This is a genomic window from Microbacterium sp. gxy059 (assembly GCF_050958665.1).
Lineage (GTDB): Bacteria > Actinomycetota > Actinomycetes > Actinomycetales > Microbacteriaceae > Microbacterium.
Genome location: NZ_JAMXWT010000013.1, coordinates 24,448 through 40,182, shown reverse-complemented (window position 1 = coordinate 40,182; position 15,735 = coordinate 24,448). Strand labels below are relative to the sequence as shown.

The following is a 15,735-nucleotide window of genomic DNA, read 5'->3' as shown; positions in this document are numbered from 1 at the left end:
TCGCCAGGGACCTCTCACGCCGCGGCGAGCGCCTCCACCGGGCTCACGCGGGTGGCGAGGCGGGTCGGGGCGACCGCCGCGACCAGGGTGAGCAGCGCCATCGCCGCGACCACGATCGTCACGGGCAGCCACGGAACGGCCGGGGCGAGGAACACGCCGCCCTCGCCGAGCGACGCGAGCAGCGACTGCGCGCCCGCCCATCCGTACGCGATGCCGAGGGCGAGCCCCAGCAGCGTCGCGGAGAGCGTGATGTGCGCCGCCTCCAGCAGCACGACGCGGCGCACCTGCCCGCTCGACAGGCCGAGCGCCCGGAGCAGCCCCAGCTCGGTGCGCCGCTGCACGACGCCGATCGTCAGCAGGTTCACGAGGCCGATCCCCGCGATCACCGCGGAGAACGCCACGAGCGCCATCATGATCCCCGAGAACCCGTCGAGGAACGCCCCGACGCCGTGCGCCTCGATCTCCTCCGCCGTGAGCCCCTGGAAGAACACGGCCTTCGCCGACTCGGTCGCGACGGCGAACATCGTCACGAGGGTCACGCCGATGACCACGCCGATCGCCATGCGGCTCGACCGCTCCGGATAGCGCAGCCCGTTCTCGGCCGCGAGTCGAGCGGTCGCTGACCGTCCGAACGCCCGCCCCACGAGCCGCAGCACCGGCGGCATGACGGTCGTCGCGCCGAGCACGAGGGCGGTGAACGAGAGGATCCCTCCGAGGAACGCGATGACCACCCCGACCGAGCTCGCGAGGCCCACCACGATCCCGGCGACGATGAGCAGCACGCCGAGCACCGCCAGCACGGTCGACGAGACCCGGCGCCCGCGGCTGGCGACCTCGCTGTGGGGGCGCTCCACGGATCCGCCGAGCGCCTCGAGCGGCGTGACCTGCAGCACCCGGCGCGACCCGGCCCACGCCGCGACCCACGTCGTCAGGGCGACCGCGACGAACGGGAGGGCGAGCCAGGGCTGCAGCACCTCGCGGTACGCGGGCGCGTCGATGAGGCGCGAGGCGAGCGCCGCTCCCCCGAACGACAGCGCGGTGCCGACGACGACGCCGACGGCGGATCCGAGGACGCCGACGACGAGCCCCTGCGTCGCGACGCGGCCGCGCTCCGAGCGGGCCGTCGCCCCGATGAGGCGCATGAGGGCGATCTGGCGGGTGCGGCCGGCGACGATCGTCGAGAACGTGTTGGCCGTGACGACCGCGCCGACGTACATCGCGATGATGAGGAAGATCACGCTCATGATGCCGACGACGAGCACGACGGATCCGCCGTCGCCCATCGACTCCCTGGCGAGGAACCCGAGGTAGCCGGTGGTCGACAGGAGCACCGCTCCGAACGCCGACGAGAGGGCCGCGACGAGCACGCTCGCGCCCATCCCGCGCTCGCGGAGGAAGGATCCGCGCGTCTCGGCGCTCATGCCGCGGCCTCCTGGCCGGACGTCTCGGCGCGCAGCATGTGCTCCGAGATCTGCTCGGGCGTCTGGCGCGGCTTGTCGGCGACGATGCGCCCGTCGCCGAGGAACAGCACGCGGTCCGCGTGGCTCGCGGCGATCGGGTCGTGCGTGACCATCGCGATCGACTGGCCGTGCGTGCGGCTCGCCTCACGCAGGATCGCGAGCACCTCGCGGCCCGTGCGGGAGTCGAGGTTGCCCGTCGGCTCGTCGGCGAACACGAGGTCAGGGGCCGTGGCCAGCGCGCGGACGATCGCGACGCGCTGCTGCTGTCCGCCCGACAGCTCGTGGGGCCGGTGCGCGAGGCGCGCGCCGAGGCCGAGCGCCTCGACGAGCCCGTCGATGCGCTTCTGCTCGCCCGCGGTGGGCCGGCGCCCGTCGAGGTCGTAGGGCAGCCGGATGTTGGCGGCGACGTCGAGCGTCGGCACGAGGTTGAACGCCTGGAAGACGAAGCCCACGCGCCGGCGCCGCAGCAGGGTCAGCTCGGTGTCTCCGAGCCCCGTGATCTCGGTGTCGCCGATCCACACCTGCCCGGTCGTCGGCTGGTCGAGGCCCGCCATGACGTGCATGAGGGTCGACTTGCCGGATCCCGACGGCCCCATCACGGCGGTGAACTCGCCGCGGCGGATGCCGACGCTCACGCCCGAGAGCGCGCGCACGGATCCGGCGCCGTCGCCGTAGGTCTTCGTCACGTTCGCGACCCGCGCCGCGAGTCCCATGTCCGAGGTCTTGATCTCCATGTCCTCGACGCTACGAACGCGGTCGGTCGCGCGTCGTCGGCCGGAAGGCGGATCCGCGTACACCCGGAGGATGATGTGGGGCGGATCAGCCGATCGGCGGCGGGGTCCCCTCGACGAGCACGGACTGCGACGCGTCGTCCCAGGCGAAGCGCATCGGGGAGCGGCCGCTCGCGTTCGCGTTGCCCTCGCCCGCCTGCGGCCAGCGGTAGACCACCTCGATGGCCCCCTCGCTGAGGCGTTCGACCTCGGGCCAGAATCCGTAGGCGCGCTCGGTGGCCGCCTGCACGAACTCGCCGCGGTGGAACAGCGCGACCTGGCTGGGCGAGGAGGCCGTGGCGCCCCAGATCGAGACGGTGATCCACGAGAGCTCTGCGCACGGGTCGTAGGCGGCGAGGTCTGCCGCCTGCGTCGTCCATTCGTGATCCGCCATGTGCTCCATCTCGGGAGGGAACGGCGGCGGCAGCTGCGGAAGCGCCTCGTCGAGCGCGGCCTCCGCATCGAGGTCGGCGCAGGCCTCTTCCGGCTCTTCGGGCTCTTCCGGCGCGGTCTCCTCGGGCGTTTCCGCCTCGGATGCCGGAGGCGGGGGCGAGTCGGCCGTGACGGGCTCGGCCGCGGCCCCGCACCCCGCGAGGAGCAGCGCAAGAGCGGTCGCGCCCACCGCGGTCATCTTCCGCATCATCATGGCGATCCTCCTGTCGTCCGCGTCGAGGGGCACGCTACCGGGAGCCTCCGGCATTCCCCCACCGCGGGGTGCGAGCGCTTCGCAGGCACGGACGCGCGGACCGACTTCCGGATCGCAGAAACGCACCCGAATCCGGCGGCGGGAGGTGCGATCCGCGGACCCGGGGCGCCTGATCCGCGTCCAGGGCGCGGAAACGCCCCTTCCGCCGGCCGTCGCCGTGCAGCGCATGGGCGCCGGGAGCACAGCCGCTGCGCAGACCGGGGCACGTGGGCCGCCCTCCGAGTCGCACAAACGCACCCCGCGAGGCGGCAGGGAGGTGCGCTTCGCAGATCCGGGGGCGGCGAGCCGGTCGACCAAGCCTCAGGGCCACCCCGACGGATCCCCCGTGCACGACGACGCCAGAATCCGCCAGCGGACCCGTCAAGACGCCCCGCCCGCGGCCCGCGGCCGAGAAATGGCGTCGTCGTGCACCCGCCGAGCAGCGCACGGGGCCCCGCAGGACGATCCGACGGATCCGCACCCGCGGCGAGCGCAGCGCGGCTCCGCCCCTCAGACCAGCCCGTGGTCGAAGGCGAACACCACGAGCTGCACACGGTCGCGGAGGCCGAGCTTGGTGAGGATGCGGCTCACGTGGGTCTTCACGGTCGCCTCGCTGAGGAACTCGCTCGCCGCGATCTCCGAGTTGTTGAGCCCGCGCGCCGCGAGCTCGAAGATCTCCCGCTCGCGCTCGGTGAGGCGCGCGAACTCCGGCGGCACCTCGCGCGCCGGCTCGGCGAAGTGGGCGAAGAGATCGCGGGTCGCCGACGCGGCGATGACCGACGACCCCGAGCTGACGCCCCTGATCGCCGCGAGGAGGAACTCCGGGTCGGCGTCCTTCAGCAGGAACCCGCTCGCCCCGCCGCGGATCGCGCGAGCCGCCTGCTCGTCGAGGTCGAACGTCGTGAGCATCACGACCCGGGGAGGATCCGGCCGGCGCAGCAGCTCCGCCGTCGCCTCGATCCCGTCCAGGACGGGCATGCGGATGTCCATGAGCACGATGTCCGGCCGCACGCGGGCGACCATGTCGAGCGCCTCGCGGCCGTCTCCCGCCTCGCCGACGACCTCGAGGTCGGGCTGCGAGTCGACGAGCATGCGGATGCCGGCGCGGAACAGCGCCTGATCGTCGACCAGCGCCACCCGCACGGGCCGGCCGGCGGATCCGTCGTCCGTCACGATGCTCCTCTCAGGGGGATCTCCGCGCGCACCGCGAACCGGCCGTCCGCGCGGTCGATGTCGAGCCGGCCGCCGGCGAGCTGCGCGCGCTCCCGCATTCCGATGATGCCGTGCCCTCCCCCGTCGGACGAGACGCGGCCGGGGGACACGCCGTTCGCGACGCTCAGCACGACCGACGCGGGCTGCCACGACATCGCGACGTCGACGGATCCGTCGTCGCCGTGGCGCAGGGCGTTCGTGAGGGCCTCCTGGAGGATCCGGAACACGGCCAGCTGCGCGGCGGCGGGCGCATCCTCGGGCGGGGCGGGGTCGATGTCGACCCGCAGGTCGACGCCCGCCGCCCGCACCTGGGCGAACAGCGGATCGATGTCGGCGACCGTGGGCTGCGGCCCGTCGGCCTCGCGGTGGCGCAGCTGGGCGAGGAGCATGCGCACGTCGCCGAGCGCCGAGCGCGCCGTCTGCGCGATCGTGCCGAGCGCGTCGGCGGCGACCTCGGGATCCGCCTTCGCCGCGTAGCGCGCCCCGTCGGCCTGCGCGATGACGACCGCGAGCGAGTGGGCGACGACGTCGTGCATGTCGCGGGCGATGCGGCCGCGCTCCTGCTCGGCCTGCATCTCGACCTCGGCGCGACGCTGCGCCTCGCGGTTCGCACGGGCCCGACGGGTGGCGCGCACGAGGGCGCCCGCCGTCCACGCGAGCGCGAATCCGAAGCTCGCGGTCGCGAACATCAGGCCGCCGAGCAGCAGGAGCGTCGGGAACGGCGTGCCCTGCGGATCCGACACCCCGAACAGCGAGTCGATGAGCAGCATGTACACGGCGATCGCGAGCGCGCCGAGGCCGACGGACGCGAGGCCGAGCCACATGACGAGACGCGTGCCGTACGCGGCCGTGACGAACAGCACCCCGAAGATCGCGATGTTGCTCGGCAGGGGCGGCATGCCGGCCGCCATCTGCAGGAGCGCTCCGGCCCACGCGACGCCCAGCGAGATGAGGGGCGACAGGCGCCTGACGGCGAGCGCCCCCGACATGATCGCGCCGATGACGGGCGCGAGGAACGGCCACGGCGTCTCGTTCATGCCGATGAACCCGGCGAAGGCGAAGAAGGCCGCCGCGAGCACGATGTCGACGGGCAGCTGGTGCGGCTCCAGTCGGCGGAGGACGGGGGTCATCCTCCTCACGCTAGGCGGTGCCGTCGCGGGGCGCATCGTCCGGGAGATGTATTCGGGCGCGTGCCGGCGCGTCGGGGATCCTCTGTCGCCGCGCGAGCCGGGGCGGATCATCCGGGGAGGCGTATCGGGCGAGTGCGGAGGCGCGGAGGCCGGTGCGCCGGCGAGCGGGCAGAGCCGGTCGGCGTGCCCGCCGAGACCGCGGGCGGCCGTTGTGTCGGAGATCCTCACCCGCATGTCGCGCACGGGGCGGATCCGCCCCGCCCGCGCCGAGATCTCCGACGGAACGGTCGCGGCCGACGCATCCCGCCCGCGGCCGGTCCGTCAGCGCAGGGCGCCGACGCTCGCGAGAGCCATGCGCACGAGCGTGCCGCGGCCGCCCTCCATCTCGTCGGCGACGGCGTCGCTCGCGGCCTCCTCCGGCGTCATCCAGGTGACCTCGAGGGCGTCCTGGCGCGGCTCGCACGTGCCCGTGACCGGCACGACGTAGGCGAGCGACACGGCGTGCTGGCGGTCGTCGTGGAAGGCGGTCACGCCGGGCAGAGGGAAGTACTCGGCGACCGTGAACGGCGCGGGCGACGGCGGCACCTGCGGGAAGGCCATCGGCCCGAGGTCGTTCTCGAGGTGGCGGTAGAGGGCGTCGCGCACGGTCTCGCCGTGGCGCACGCGCCCCGACACGATCGTGCGGACGAGCTCGCCGACGCTCGTGGACCTCAGCAGGATGCCCACCTGGGTCACCTGACCGGTGCCGTCCGTGCGCACGGGGACGGCCTCGACGTAGAGCATCGGCAGGCGGCGACGCGCCTCCGCCAGCTCGATCTCGGTGAGCCACGCCGGGTTCGCTGATCCCCCGGGCACGGCGCCCAGCCCGCTCATCCCCAGGTCGCTCGGCAGACGCGGCTCGTCGGGGAGGTCGTCGGGATCGGGATCGGGTGTGCGGACCGCCATGACGTCACGCTACCGCGCCGCGCGGCCCGGGCGCAGGATCCGGCGAAGACGGCGGACGGGGTGACGGGAGGCGCCGCCTCGCCGATCGCGGACGCGGCGATTCCCGGCGACGCACCTCGGCGAGCGCGGCGAGACGGCGGGTATCCCGAGAGCGGCGGACGCGGATCCGCGAGGACGACCCGCGAACCGCGGGATCTCCGCTCGGTCGGTCACCCGCGCGGCGAGCCCGCGCGACGCCACCCGCTCAGGAGGGGCGCAGACCGAGATCTCCGGGGGCGGCGAGTGCATAGCCCGCCTCCGACACCGCCGAGGCGACGGCCGCGTCGTCGATCCGGGGCGCGGTGACGGAGAGCCGGCCCGAGGCGAGGTCGACGTCGACGCTCTCGACGCCGGGGACCTCCCCGACCTCCTCGGTGACGCTCATGACGCAGTGCTGGCAGGTCATGCCCTGGACGGTGTACGTGCGCGTGGCCATGCGATGCTCCTTCCCGTGGCGGGCTCGTGCCCGCCGACGCCACGATACCCCCAGAGGGTATGACGAGGGGTGGATCCGCCTCGTCCGTCGGAGGGTGCGGGCATGATGGTCTGCATGCAGACACCGCCCCTCGACGACGATGCCGTGCTCTGGTCGGGCGAGCCGGCCGGATCCCACCTGATCGTGCTGCTCCACGGATACGGAGCCGACGAGCGCGACCTCTTCCCCCTGCGCGAGCACCTGCCCGACGGCTTCGCGGTCGCGGCCGTGCGCGCGCCCCTCGCACCGCCGTTCCCCCTGAGCGGCGCCTCGTGGTACCCCATCGAGGGCGTCGACACGCGCGACCCTGCGCTCGTGACCGAGGCCGCGCAGCGCCTGCTCGAGTGGCTCGACCGCGCGGCACCCGACGCGGCGCGCGTCACGCTCCTCGGCTTCTCGCAGGGCGGCGCCGTGTCGCTGCAGGCGATGCGCCTCGCCCCCGAGCGCTTCGACAGCGTCGTGAACCTCTCCGGTTACGCGGCCGGCGGGGCGCTTCCCGGCGACGACGTGCTCGCCGAGGCGCCGCTCCCGGTGTTCTGGGGGCGCGGATCCGACGACCAGGTCATCCCCGAGGCCGCCATCGTGCACACCACCGACTGGCTGCCCGCGCACAGCGACCTCGTCGGCCGCATCTACCCCCGGCTCGGGCACGCGATCGCGAACGACGAGCTCGCCGACATCATCGCGTTCCTCACGAAGAGGCAGGCGGCGTAGGCCCCTCGGTGCCGTCCGCCCCGGTCTCCGGATCCTCCGAGCCCGGCGCGGCGTCCCCCTCGGACGCTCCCGCGTCCGCGTCGGGACCCGGCGCGTCCGCCTCGGGCGCCGGGAGGTCCGAGCCCGCCCACGTCTCGGCGCCCCCTCCGGCGGAGCCCGGTGCGCCCTCGCCCGGCGCCGCGGACGGATCCGGCTCGTCGCCCGGGGCTCCCTCTCCCGGATCGGGGCCGTCGCCCGGATCCGCGTCGCCCTCCGACCCGTCGTCTCCGTCGCCCGATGCGAAGGCGTAGGAGAAGGCGATGCCCAGCGCGATGCCGATCGCGAGCAGGCCCCAGTTGTCGGTCGCGACCGACAGCGCGACGCCGATGCCGACGCCGATCGCGATGCCGACTCCCCAGTTCGGCTGCTTCTGCTGACTGCTCATGGCCTCGACGATACGAACGCGCGGCGCGACGCGGATCCCCCGCGCGACGGATCCTCCCCGTCGCCCGGCGGACCGATCCCCGCGACGCGGCCGAGCGGATCGACTATGCTCGGTCGGGTCCCCGTCCCCGACGAACGGAACGAATCGGTGAGGAACCTCGACGCCATCGCGTGAACCGCGCTGAATCGTCGTCGCCCGCCCATGGCAGGAGCATCGCGCAGCGCATCCCGCGCTGATCCGTCGATGCTCGCCCTTCTCCGAGCCCCTCATGCAGGCACGTCCCTGCCCGGGATCAGCGCATTCGTGCACAGATCTTCCGGGAGGCATCATGCCCGCTCTCGCATTCGACCATCTCTCCTTCTCCTGGCCCGACGGATCCGTCGCCCTGACCGACCTGTCCGGCGCGTTCGGCGACGGGCGGACGGGGCTCGTCGGCCGCAACGGATCCGGCAAGACGACCCTGCTGCGTCTCGCGGCGGGCGAGCTGACGCCCCGCGCCGGGCGCATCGCGGCCGACGGCGACGTCGCCTTCCTGCCCCAGCGCCTCACGCTCGACGTCGGGGCGCGCGTCGCGGATCTGCTCGGCGTCGCCCGGCCGCTCGACGCCGTGCGCGCGATCGAGCGGGGCGACGTGGATCCCGCGCGCTTCGACGAGGTCGGCGATGACTGGGACATCGAGGCGCGCGCCCACGCCGTGCTCTCCGAGGCGGGCCTGCCGCCGGATGCGCTGGATCGCCGCGTCGGCGAGCTGTCCGGCGGGGAGGCGATGCTCGCGGCTCTCGCGGGGATCCGCCTGCGCAGTGCCGCCGTCACGCTGCTCGACGAGCCGACGAACAACCTCGACCGCGGCGCCCGGCACCGGGTGTACGACATGGTGCGGGGGTGGCGCGGCGCGCTCGTCGTCGTCTCGCACGATGCGGCCCTGCTCGAGCTGATGGACGCGACGGCGGAGATCCACGACAGCGAGCTGACGACGTTCGGCGGACCGTATTCCGCATGGCGGGCGTGGCTGAAGGGCGAGCAGGAGGCCGCCCGCCAGGCGGAGACCGACGCGAAGAAGGCGCTCGCCAAGGAGAAGCGCCAGCGGGTCGAGGCCGAGACGAAGATCGCCCGCCGCGCGCGGGCGGGCCGCAAGGCGTCGGAGAACATGCCGAAGATCCTCGTGAACGCCCGCCGCAACGCGGCGGAGAACACGGCGGGGCGGATCCGCGAGGAGACCCGCGGGAAGGAGGCCGAGGCGCGCTCCGCGCTCGACGCCGCGGAGCGCCGCGTGCGCGACGACACCTCCGTGCGCATCGACCTGCCGGATCCGCGGGTGCCCGCATCGCGCCGGATCGCCGAGCTCGGGGACGGCGAGCGTTCGTGGATCGTGCAGGGCCCCGAGCGCGTCGCCCTCACCGGGCCGAACGGCGCGGGGAAGACGACGCTGCTGCGCGCGCTGGCCGGGGCGGAGGAGGATGCGGTGCCGGGAGACGCTCCCGGATCCGCGATGCACGACGACGCCAGAACTCGCGCCGAGGCAGCGGATCACCCCGGATCGGCCCCTTCCGGCGAAGATCGGCGTCGTCCTGCATCGGGACAGTCAACGGACGACCCCGAGCTCACCCCGCGCGGCTCCGACCCGGCCACCGCTGCTCCGGTTGACCGGCAGCCAGACGCTCCCGGATCCGCGATGCACGACGACGCCAGAACTCGCGGCGACGCCGTGGATCCGCCCGATTCCGCCTCCTCCCCCGAGAATCGGCGTCGTCCTGCGCCGGGGCGCGCCGATCCGATCGCGGACGTCCTCGCCGCGTCGCGGCTGCTCACCGACCGGGTCGGCTACCTGCCGCAGCGCCTCGACGGCCTCGACGAGGCGGCGTCGGCGCTCGACAGCGTCCGTCAGGCGGCGCCCGGCGCTCCCGACCGCGACCTGCCGAACCTCCTGGCGCGCTTCCTCCTGCGGGGCGACGCGGCGCACCGGCCGGTCGGGGCCCTGTCGGGCGGCGAGCGCTTCCGCGTCGCGCTCGCCCGCCTCCTGCTGGCGGATCCGCCGCCCCAGCTGGTCGTGCTCGACGAGCCGACGAACAACCTCGACCTCGACACGGTCGACCAGCTGCTCGACGCGCTGCGGTCGTACCGCGGAGCGGTGCTCGTCGTCAGCCACGACGACGCGTTCCTCGCGCGGCTGGAGCCCGACCTCGTGCTGGAGCTGCGCGACGGGCGGCTGGAGGAGCGGCGCATCGACGCCGACGGATGACGCGGACGCCCTCCTTCTCCGTGTGAGGGGAGATGGAGAGGGAGGGCCTCCGCGTCGCCGCGGGGTCGAGCCGCGGCTGGGTGCCGTCGGGGCGCCGATGCGCTCCCGTCGCGGGGGCGAACCCCGCGGACGGCTCCTCAGTCTCCCGCAGACCCGCGGCGGCGCGGCCGGTTTCGCTCCTTCGCGCGCGGATCTCATCCGGGGATGAGATCCGCGGCGCCTCGCCCCGTCTCTCCGCCCCAGCCGAGCCGGAGCGGAGAACCCTCGCCGACAGGGCCCCGACGCGGCGGCTGCGTCAAGAGAGGGCGAATCCGCTTCTGACGCGTCGCGCGCCTGCTCATCAGGGGAGGAGCGCGGAGGTGACCCACCGCGCCTGAAGACGAACAGCCGAACGCGGAGATCACAGGGGAGGTCGATCGACCGAGACTGCAGCGGATCCTCGACGCGTCCGTCGTGCGGATCTGCGTCATCGAGGGGCCGAGCGGCGCGGGCAAGACGACGCTCGTGCGCAACTGGGCGCGACGCGTCCGGGACGGTCAGCAGATCGCGTGGATCCCGATCGCCGAGGGCGTCGCCAGCCGCCAGGCGTTCTGGCAGCAGCTCGCGACGACCGCGAGGCGCATCGGATCCCTGTCCGAGTCGACCGATCGCTGGATCACCGAGCGGCTCGGCGCGGCCGTCGATCCCGCCGAGATCGCCATCGGCCTCCTGCGGGACGCCGGGCCGGTCACGCTGGTGCTCGACGCGTACGAGAACGCGGGCGACGCCGGGCCGCAGATCGACAGGGATCTGATGCGGCTCGTCCGGGCGGTACCCCAGCTGCGCCTCGTCATCACGACGAGGCGGCACACGGCCGTCGCGGACATGGATCTGCCCGGCACGGGCGTCGTGCGCCTCATCACGTCCCGCGAGCTCGCGTTCGCGGCCGACGAGGTGCACGCGCTGCTCGCGCGGCAGGCGGGTCTCCACGACCGCGCCCTCGCGAGCGCCATCGCGAGGGAGACGGACGGGTACGCCCTCACGGTGCGCGCCGCGGTGCTCGCGGTCGCGCAGATGGGCGGGGAGCCGAGCGTACGCTCGATCGAGTGGGACGCCATCGCCGCCGCCCGCATCGAGCAGCACCTGGGAGACGATGTGGACGCGTCGTTCCTCGTGGCGACGAGCATCCCGCCGTATCTGGACGCGGATCTCGCGCGCGCCGTCACGGGGAGGGACGACGCCGCCGACCTGCTCGACCTCCTCGAGCGGAAGGGCCTCGGCCGGTGGATCCCGTACGCGAACCATCGCCCCGTCTTCCAGTACGTCGAGACGGTCCGCGACGCCTTCCGGGCCCGCGCGCTCGACGACGCGGAGCTCTTCACGCGCGCCTGCGGCATCACGGCGGCCTGGCTGTTCGACGACGGCGACGTCGATCGCGCGCTGCGGCTGGCGATCGACGGAGGCGACTTCGCGCTCGCCGATCGGATCTTCCTGCAGGCGCTCATCACCAACCCGGACAGCTACATCACCGACCGGTTCCTCTCCACGCTGCAGAAGGTGCCCGGCGCGGCTCTCGACGCGCATCCGCAGCTCGCCTTCGGCCTGGGCCTCGCGCTCATGCCCCACCCGGTCCTCCGCTCGGAGGCGCCGCGGGCGATCGCGCGGGCGATCGCCTCGACCGCGCATCCGGCGTACGTGCACCCGGAGGTGGACGACTTCATCCTCTCCTCGCTGCGCGCCGTGTCCCGCCGCCTCGCCCTCGACTTCCGTACGTCGTCCTCCGCGGCGCTCGATGCGGCTCGCCAGGCGGAGCGGCTGGATCCGGCGTTCACGGCGCAGGGAGGGGATCTCGTCGCGACCGTGCTGCGTCAGCTCAGCTACTCGGTGCTGCAGGGCGGCCGCGTCGAGGACGCGGTCGCGGTGATGGAGCGGTCGGTCACGCTGTGCGCCTCGCCGGCGTCGCGCAACTACTCCCTCGTCTACGTCGCCGGCGCGACGGCCTTCGAGGGCGACCTCGAACGCGCTCGCGCCCTGCTGGCGGCGATCAGCGAGGACGACTGGCCGGCCGACCTGCGCGCCTCGTACATGAACGGCATGGGCCTCCTCGCCCAGGGCTTCGCGCGTCTCGACGCGCTCGACTTCTCGGGCGCCTCGGAGGTGCTCCGGGAGTCGCGCGGCTACATCCAGACCGCCGAGTTCTGGCCCTTCCTCATGGGCGTCTCGATGATGGCGCGCCACGGGGCGGGCCAGGGCCGGGCGGAGGCCGAGAGGCTCGGGCGCGAGCTGGCCGCCCGCACCCCTCCGCCGGGCGCGGGCGACAACGCCGCCACCGAGTTCCTGCACGGCGCGATCGCCCACGCGTGGATCGCCGAGGGCGATCCGCGACGCGCGGCGCGGATCCTCACGTCGCTCCCCGAGGAGAGCCCGTTCCTCGCGAGCGGTGCGCCAGGCGCGCGCTCTGCTCGATCTCGACGGCCACACGCTGCGCACGCGCGCCGCCACGCAGACGATCGGCGCGGTCGCGGCGCTGCGGGAGGGCGACGAGGAGCTGGCGGAGGGGTGGCTGCGCGCGGCGGCGGTGAGCGCGGACGTCTACGGTCCGCGCGCCCACGTCGGGCTGCTCGCTCCCCGCGAGCGCACCCGGCTGCTCGAGTTCGCCCGCGCGCAGGACGACGCGGAGCTGCGGAGATATCTCGAGGCCCCCGAGGGCGCGACGCTCGGCCCGCGGGTCGTGCCCTCCCTCACGCCGCGCGAGCACGCGGTGCTCGAGGCTCTCGACCGGCACGGCACCACGCGGGAGATCGCCGAGGCCCTCGTCGTCTCCCCGCACACCGTCAAGGCCCAGCTGCAGAGCGTCTACCGCAAGCTCGGCGTCTCGTCGCGGCGCGGCGCGGTCGTCGCGGCGCGCGAGCTGGGCCTGCTGCCCGAGGAGGAGCGGGAGCGCTGACGATCCGGGCCGCGGGCCGGGCGGATCATCCGGCGTTGCATCATGCGCAACGACTGTTGCACCAGATGCGCCGCGCCTCCTAGCATGAGACTCCCACCCCAGGCGCCCCGCCGACCAGAAGGAGCCCCATGACCGAGCGCACCCGCATCGCCGCCGCCGACGCCCCGGCGCCCGCGCACACGTTCTCGCAGGGCGTGAAGCGCGGCCCGTTCGTGCAGGTCTCCGGGCAGGGACCCGTGGATCCCGCGACGAACGCGTACCTCCACGAGGGCGACGTCGCGGCGCAGACGACCCGCACGCTGCAGAACGTCGAGGCGATCCTGACGGCGGCCGGAGCGACCTTCGACGACGTCATGATGCTGCGCGTCTACCTGACGAAGCGCGACGACTTCGCCGCGATGAACGACGCGTACGGCGCGTTCGTCGCGTCCCGCGTGGAGAGCGGCGTGCTGCCCGCGCGCACCACGGTGTTCACAGGCCTGCCCCGCGAGGAGATGCTCGTCGAGATCGACGCGCTCGCCGTGCTCGCGTCGTGATCGACGTCTTCGACGCCCGCGTCGTCCCGCTCGCCTCGATCTCCGACCCGGCACACGTCGACGCGATCGGCGACGGGCTCGCGGAGGGCGGGCTGCCGGTGGTCGAGGTGGCGCTGCGCGGCGCGCACGGCCTGGCGGCGATCGAGCGCCTCGCGGCGCGGGGCGACCTGCTCGTCGGGGCGGGAACCGTGCTCGACCCCGAGCGGGCGGAGCGCGCCCTCGATGCGGGCGCGGCGTTCGTCGTCGCGCCGGGATTCGACGAGCGGGTGGTCGACGCCGTGCGCGCGGCCGGCGTCCCGATGATCCCCGGCGTCCTCACGCCCACCGAGGTGCAGCGCGCCCTCGCGGCGGGGCTGACGCGCCTGAAGCTCTTCCCGGCCGGCGCCGTCGACGCCCTGGGGATCCTCTCCGCCTACGCCGACGTGTTCCGCGAGGCGCGCTTCATGCCGTCGGGCGGCGTGCGCGAGGCGAACCTCGCCGAGCACCTCGCCCACCCGGCCGTCTTCGCGGCGAGCGGCAGCTGGATCGCCGCGGCGGCCGCCCACGGCGCCGAGGCGGTGGCGCAGGCCGCCCGATCCGCCGTCGCGATCGCCGCACGCGCGTAGATCCGCCGCGGAGACGCCCCGATGGCCCCGGGCCTCGGGGCGTCTTCGCGCGCCAGGGGCGCGGCAGAGAGAGGGCGCGCCCCGGGAATCCGCGCTCACCCCTTCCCCTTCTATTGATAACAATTATCAATTATCGGAGGGCCGGCTGCCGGTACCTCCTCGTCCCGGGAGGGCCCGCATGCCCGATCGCACGACCGTCCGTCCCCAGATCCCGCTCGTCGTGACGGCGGTGTTCCTCGTCTATCTCGGGCAGATGACCCTCAATCCGATCATCGCGCCGCTGTCGCGCGAGGTGGGCCTCGCCGAGTGGCAGATCGGCGCCACGATCAGCGCGGCGGCGATCATGGTCGTCGCGACGAGCCAGTTCTGGGGGCGCCGCACGCAGTCGTGGGGCCGCAAGCCCGTGCTCGTCGTCGCGCTCGCGGTCGCGACCGCCGCGATGGCCCTCTTCGCGGTCGCCGCGGGACTCGGGATGACCGGCGCCGTCACGGGGACCGCTCTGTTCGCCGCCTTCGTCCTCCTGCGGGGCGTGGGGTTCGGCTCCGCGATCGCCGCCGTTCCCCCGACCGCGCAGGCGTACATCGCCGACGTCACGGACGACGAGGACGCCCGCGTGCGGGGCATGTCGGCGGTGGGGGCGGTGCAGGGCATCGCGATGGTGGCGGGATCCGTCGCGGGCGGCGCGCTGGCGGGTCTCGGCCTGCTGACGCCGCTCGTCGCGATCCCCGTCGTGCTGCTCGTCGGGCTCCTGCTCGTGGCGGTGCGCCTGCGGCGCGAGCCGCGTCACGAGCTCGTCGAGCGTCCCGCTCGCGTCAGCCCGTTCGATCGCCGGGCGTGGCCGTTCCTCGCGGCGGGCTTCGGCATGTTCACCGCGCTCGGGTTCATCCAGGTGATCACGGGATTCGTCGTGCAGGACCGGCTGGGGCTCTCCACCGCGACGACGAGCCTCGTCCCGGGCGGCGCGATGCTCGCGGCCGGCGCGGGGATGTTCCTCGCGCAGGGCGTCGTCGTACCGCGCAGCGGCTGGGCGCCGCCGACCCTGCTGCGCGTCGGCTGCGCGATCGCCGCCTGCGGCTTCACCCTGCTCGCGGTCGACCTCGGCGCGGCCGGGCTGCTCGGGGCGATCCTCCTCATCGGCATCGGGCTCGGCATCGCGATGCCCGGGTACACGGCGGGCCCGACGATGCTCGTGCGCCGCGAGGAGCAGGGCGGCCTCGCCGGGCTCATCGGCGCGACCAACGGCCTGACCTTCGTCGTCGCCCCGCTCGCGAGCACCGTGCTGTACGGCCTCTCCCCGCTCGTGCCGATCGTCGTCGGTGGGGCGCTCATGGCGGTGGTGACGGCGTTCGTCCTCCTCCACCCGCGCTTCCGGACCGAGCGCGCATGAGCGTGCGGCGCCTCGCGGACCGCCCGTTCGGATCCCCCGCGAGGGACTCGCGTCCCTCCCGCGGCACCGCATGATCCGGGGCTGACGACGCTCGGGATCGGCAGGTCGACCGCCGAGGGGCTCCTCATCGCCCTCTTCGCGGTCACGGCCCTCCTCTCGCTGCGCGTGCTCCGGCCGGCACCCGCGGA

General features: G+C 74.2%; 14 protein-coding genes and 1 pseudogene. 7 read left to right on the top strand and 8 right to left on the bottom strand.

The genetic code is table 11. The features are described 5' to 3' along the window. Positions 1-14: 14 nt before the first annotated feature. The 7 genes from NHL53_RS09180 to NHL53_RS09150 form a co-directional block, all read right to left on the bottom strand. On the bottom strand, positions 15-1,421 hold the full coding sequence (locus NHL53_RS09180; RefSeq protein WP_433776560.1) for an FtsX-like permease family protein: 1,407 nt from the start codon (positions 1,419-1,421) through the stop codon (positions 15-17). Then, the gene (locus NHL53_RS09175; protein WP_433776559.1) at positions 1,418-2,194 is read right to left on the bottom strand and encodes an ABC transporter ATP-binding protein; all 777 of its coding nucleotides are present in this window, start codon (positions 2,192-2,194) and stop codon (positions 1,418-1,420) included. The genes NHL53_RS09180 and NHL53_RS09175 overlap by 4 nt, the downstream gene beginning before the upstream one ends. A gap of 85 nt (positions 2,195-2,279) precedes the next feature. Next, positions 2,280-2,876: an LppP/LprE family lipoprotein gene (locus NHL53_RS09170; RefSeq protein WP_433776558.1), complete on the bottom strand. Its 597-nt coding sequence runs from the start codon at positions 2,874-2,876 to the stop codon at positions 2,280-2,282. Positions 2,877-3,425: 549 nt separating this feature from the next. Further along, complete coding sequence (locus tag NHL53_RS09165) at positions 3,426-4,088, bottom strand: response regulator (protein ID WP_433776557.1); 663 nt, start codon at positions 4,086-4,088, stop codon at positions 3,426-3,428. Further along, positions 4,085-5,257 (bottom strand): sensor histidine kinase, encoded by a 1,173-nt coding sequence (locus tag NHL53_RS09160; protein ID WP_433776556.1) that lies wholly within the window; start codon positions 5,255-5,257, stop codon positions 4,085-4,087. The genes NHL53_RS09165 and NHL53_RS09160 overlap by 4 nt, the downstream gene beginning before the upstream one ends. 321 nt (positions 5,258-5,578) lie before the next feature. Further along, positions 5,579-6,202 (bottom strand): NUDIX hydrolase family protein, encoded by a 624-nt coding sequence (locus NHL53_RS09155; RefSeq protein WP_433776555.1) that lies wholly within the window; start codon positions 6,200-6,202, stop codon positions 5,579-5,581. A 244-nt stretch (positions 6,203-6,446) separates the two neighbouring features. After that, entirely contained in the window at positions 6,447-6,677 is a 231-nt protein-coding gene (locus NHL53_RS09150) for a heavy-metal-associated domain-containing protein (RefSeq protein WP_433776554.1), read from the bottom strand. A gap of 114 nt (positions 6,678-6,791) precedes the next feature. On the opposite strand from NHL53_RS09150, the gene NHL53_RS09145 reads away from it, so the two are divergent. Next, the gene (locus NHL53_RS09145) at positions 6,792-7,430 is read left to right on the top strand and encodes an alpha/beta hydrolase (protein ID WP_433776553.1); all 639 of its coding nucleotides are present in this window, start codon (positions 6,792-6,794) and stop codon (positions 7,428-7,430) included. On the opposite strand, the gene NHL53_RS09140 is transcribed toward NHL53_RS09145, so the two are convergent. After that, positions 7,408-7,854: a hypothetical protein gene (locus NHL53_RS09140; protein WP_433776552.1), complete on the bottom strand. Its 447-nt coding sequence runs from the start codon at positions 7,852-7,854 to the stop codon at positions 7,408-7,410. The two genes, NHL53_RS09145 and NHL53_RS09140, sit on opposite strands and share 23 nt — an antisense overlap. A gap of 328 nt (positions 7,855-8,182) precedes the next feature. On the opposite strand from NHL53_RS09140, the gene NHL53_RS09135 reads away from it, so the two are divergent. The 6 genes and pseudogenes from NHL53_RS09135 (at position 8,183) to NHL53_RS09110 (ending at position 15,547) form a co-directional block, all read left to right on the top strand. Continuing rightward, the gene (locus tag NHL53_RS09135; RefSeq protein ID WP_433776551.1) at positions 8,183-10,093 is read left to right on the top strand and encodes an ATP-binding cassette domain-containing protein; all 1,911 of its coding nucleotides are present in this window, start codon (positions 8,183-8,185) and stop codon (positions 10,091-10,093) included. A gap of 399 nt (positions 10,094-10,492) precedes the next feature. After that, positions 10,493-10,933 (top strand): annotated as a pseudogene (locus NHL53_RS09130) (AAA family ATPase); the annotation flags it as partial. A 1,579-nt stretch (positions 10,934-12,512) separates the two neighbouring features. Next, a complete protein-coding gene (locus NHL53_RS09125; protein ID WP_433776594.1) occupies positions 12,513-13,019 on the top strand; it encodes a response regulator transcription factor in 507 nt (168 codons plus the stop codon). A gap of 128 nt (positions 13,020-13,147) precedes the next feature. Then, the gene (locus NHL53_RS09120; protein ID WP_433776550.1) at positions 13,148-13,555 is read left to right on the top strand and encodes a RidA family protein; all 408 of its coding nucleotides are present in this window, start codon (positions 13,148-13,150) and stop codon (positions 13,553-13,555) included. Continuing rightward, the gene (locus tag NHL53_RS09115; RefSeq protein ID WP_433776549.1) at positions 13,552-14,160 is read left to right on the top strand and encodes a bifunctional 4-hydroxy-2-oxoglutarate aldolase/2-dehydro-3-deoxy-phosphogluconate aldolase; all 609 of its coding nucleotides are present in this window, start codon (positions 13,552-13,554) and stop codon (positions 14,158-14,160) included. The genes NHL53_RS09120 and NHL53_RS09115 overlap by 4 nt, the downstream gene beginning before the upstream one ends. 178 nt (positions 14,161-14,338) lie before the next feature. Beyond that, on the top strand, positions 14,339-15,547 hold the full coding sequence (locus NHL53_RS09110) for an MFS transporter (RefSeq protein ID WP_433776548.1): 1,209 nt from the start codon (positions 14,339-14,341) through the stop codon (positions 15,545-15,547). The last annotated feature ends 188 nt before the right edge of the window (positions 15,548-15,735 follow it).

Excerpts from the sequence above, each read along its gene's own strand:
- NHL53_RS09110 (WP_433776548.1), top strand. The coding sequence starts at position 14,339 with ATGCCCGATCGCACGACCGTCCGTCCCCAGATCCCGCTCGTCGTGACG.
- NHL53_RS09180 (WP_433776560.1), bottom strand. The coding sequence starts at position 1,421 with ATGAGCGCCGAGACGCGCGGATCCTTCCTCCGCGAGCGCGGGATGGGC.
- NHL53_RS09160 (WP_433776556.1), bottom strand. The coding sequence starts at position 5,257 with ATGACCCCCGTCCTCCGCCGACTGGAGCCGCACCAGCTGCCCGTCGAC.
- NHL53_RS09140 (WP_433776552.1), bottom strand. The coding sequence starts at position 7,854 with ATGAGCAGTCAGCAGAAGCAGCCGAACTGGGGAGTCGGCATCGCGATC.
- NHL53_RS09175 (WP_433776559.1), bottom strand. The coding sequence starts at position 2,194 with ATGGAGATCAAGACCTCGGACATGGGACTCGCGGCGCGGGTCGCGAAC.
- NHL53_RS09155 (WP_433776555.1), bottom strand. The coding sequence starts at position 6,202 with ATGGCGGTCCGCACACCCGATCCCGATCCCGACGACCTCCCCGACGAG.
- NHL53_RS09170 (WP_433776558.1), bottom strand. The coding sequence starts at position 2,876 with ATGATGATGCGGAAGATGACCGCGGTGGGCGCGACCGCTCTTGCGCTG.
- NHL53_RS09145 (WP_433776553.1), top strand. The coding sequence starts at position 6,792 with ATGCAGACACCGCCCCTCGACGACGATGCCGTGCTCTGGTCGGGCGAG.
- NHL53_RS09150 (WP_433776554.1), bottom strand. The coding sequence starts at position 6,677 with ATGGCCACGCGCACGTACACCGTCCAGGGCATGACCTGCCAGCACTGC.
- NHL53_RS09135 (WP_433776551.1), top strand. The coding sequence starts at position 8,183 with ATGCCCGCTCTCGCATTCGACCATCTCTCCTTCTCCTGGCCCGACGGA.
- NHL53_RS09120 (WP_433776550.1), top strand. The coding sequence starts at position 13,148 with ATGACCGAGCGCACCCGCATCGCCGCCGCCGACGCCCCGGCGCCCGCG.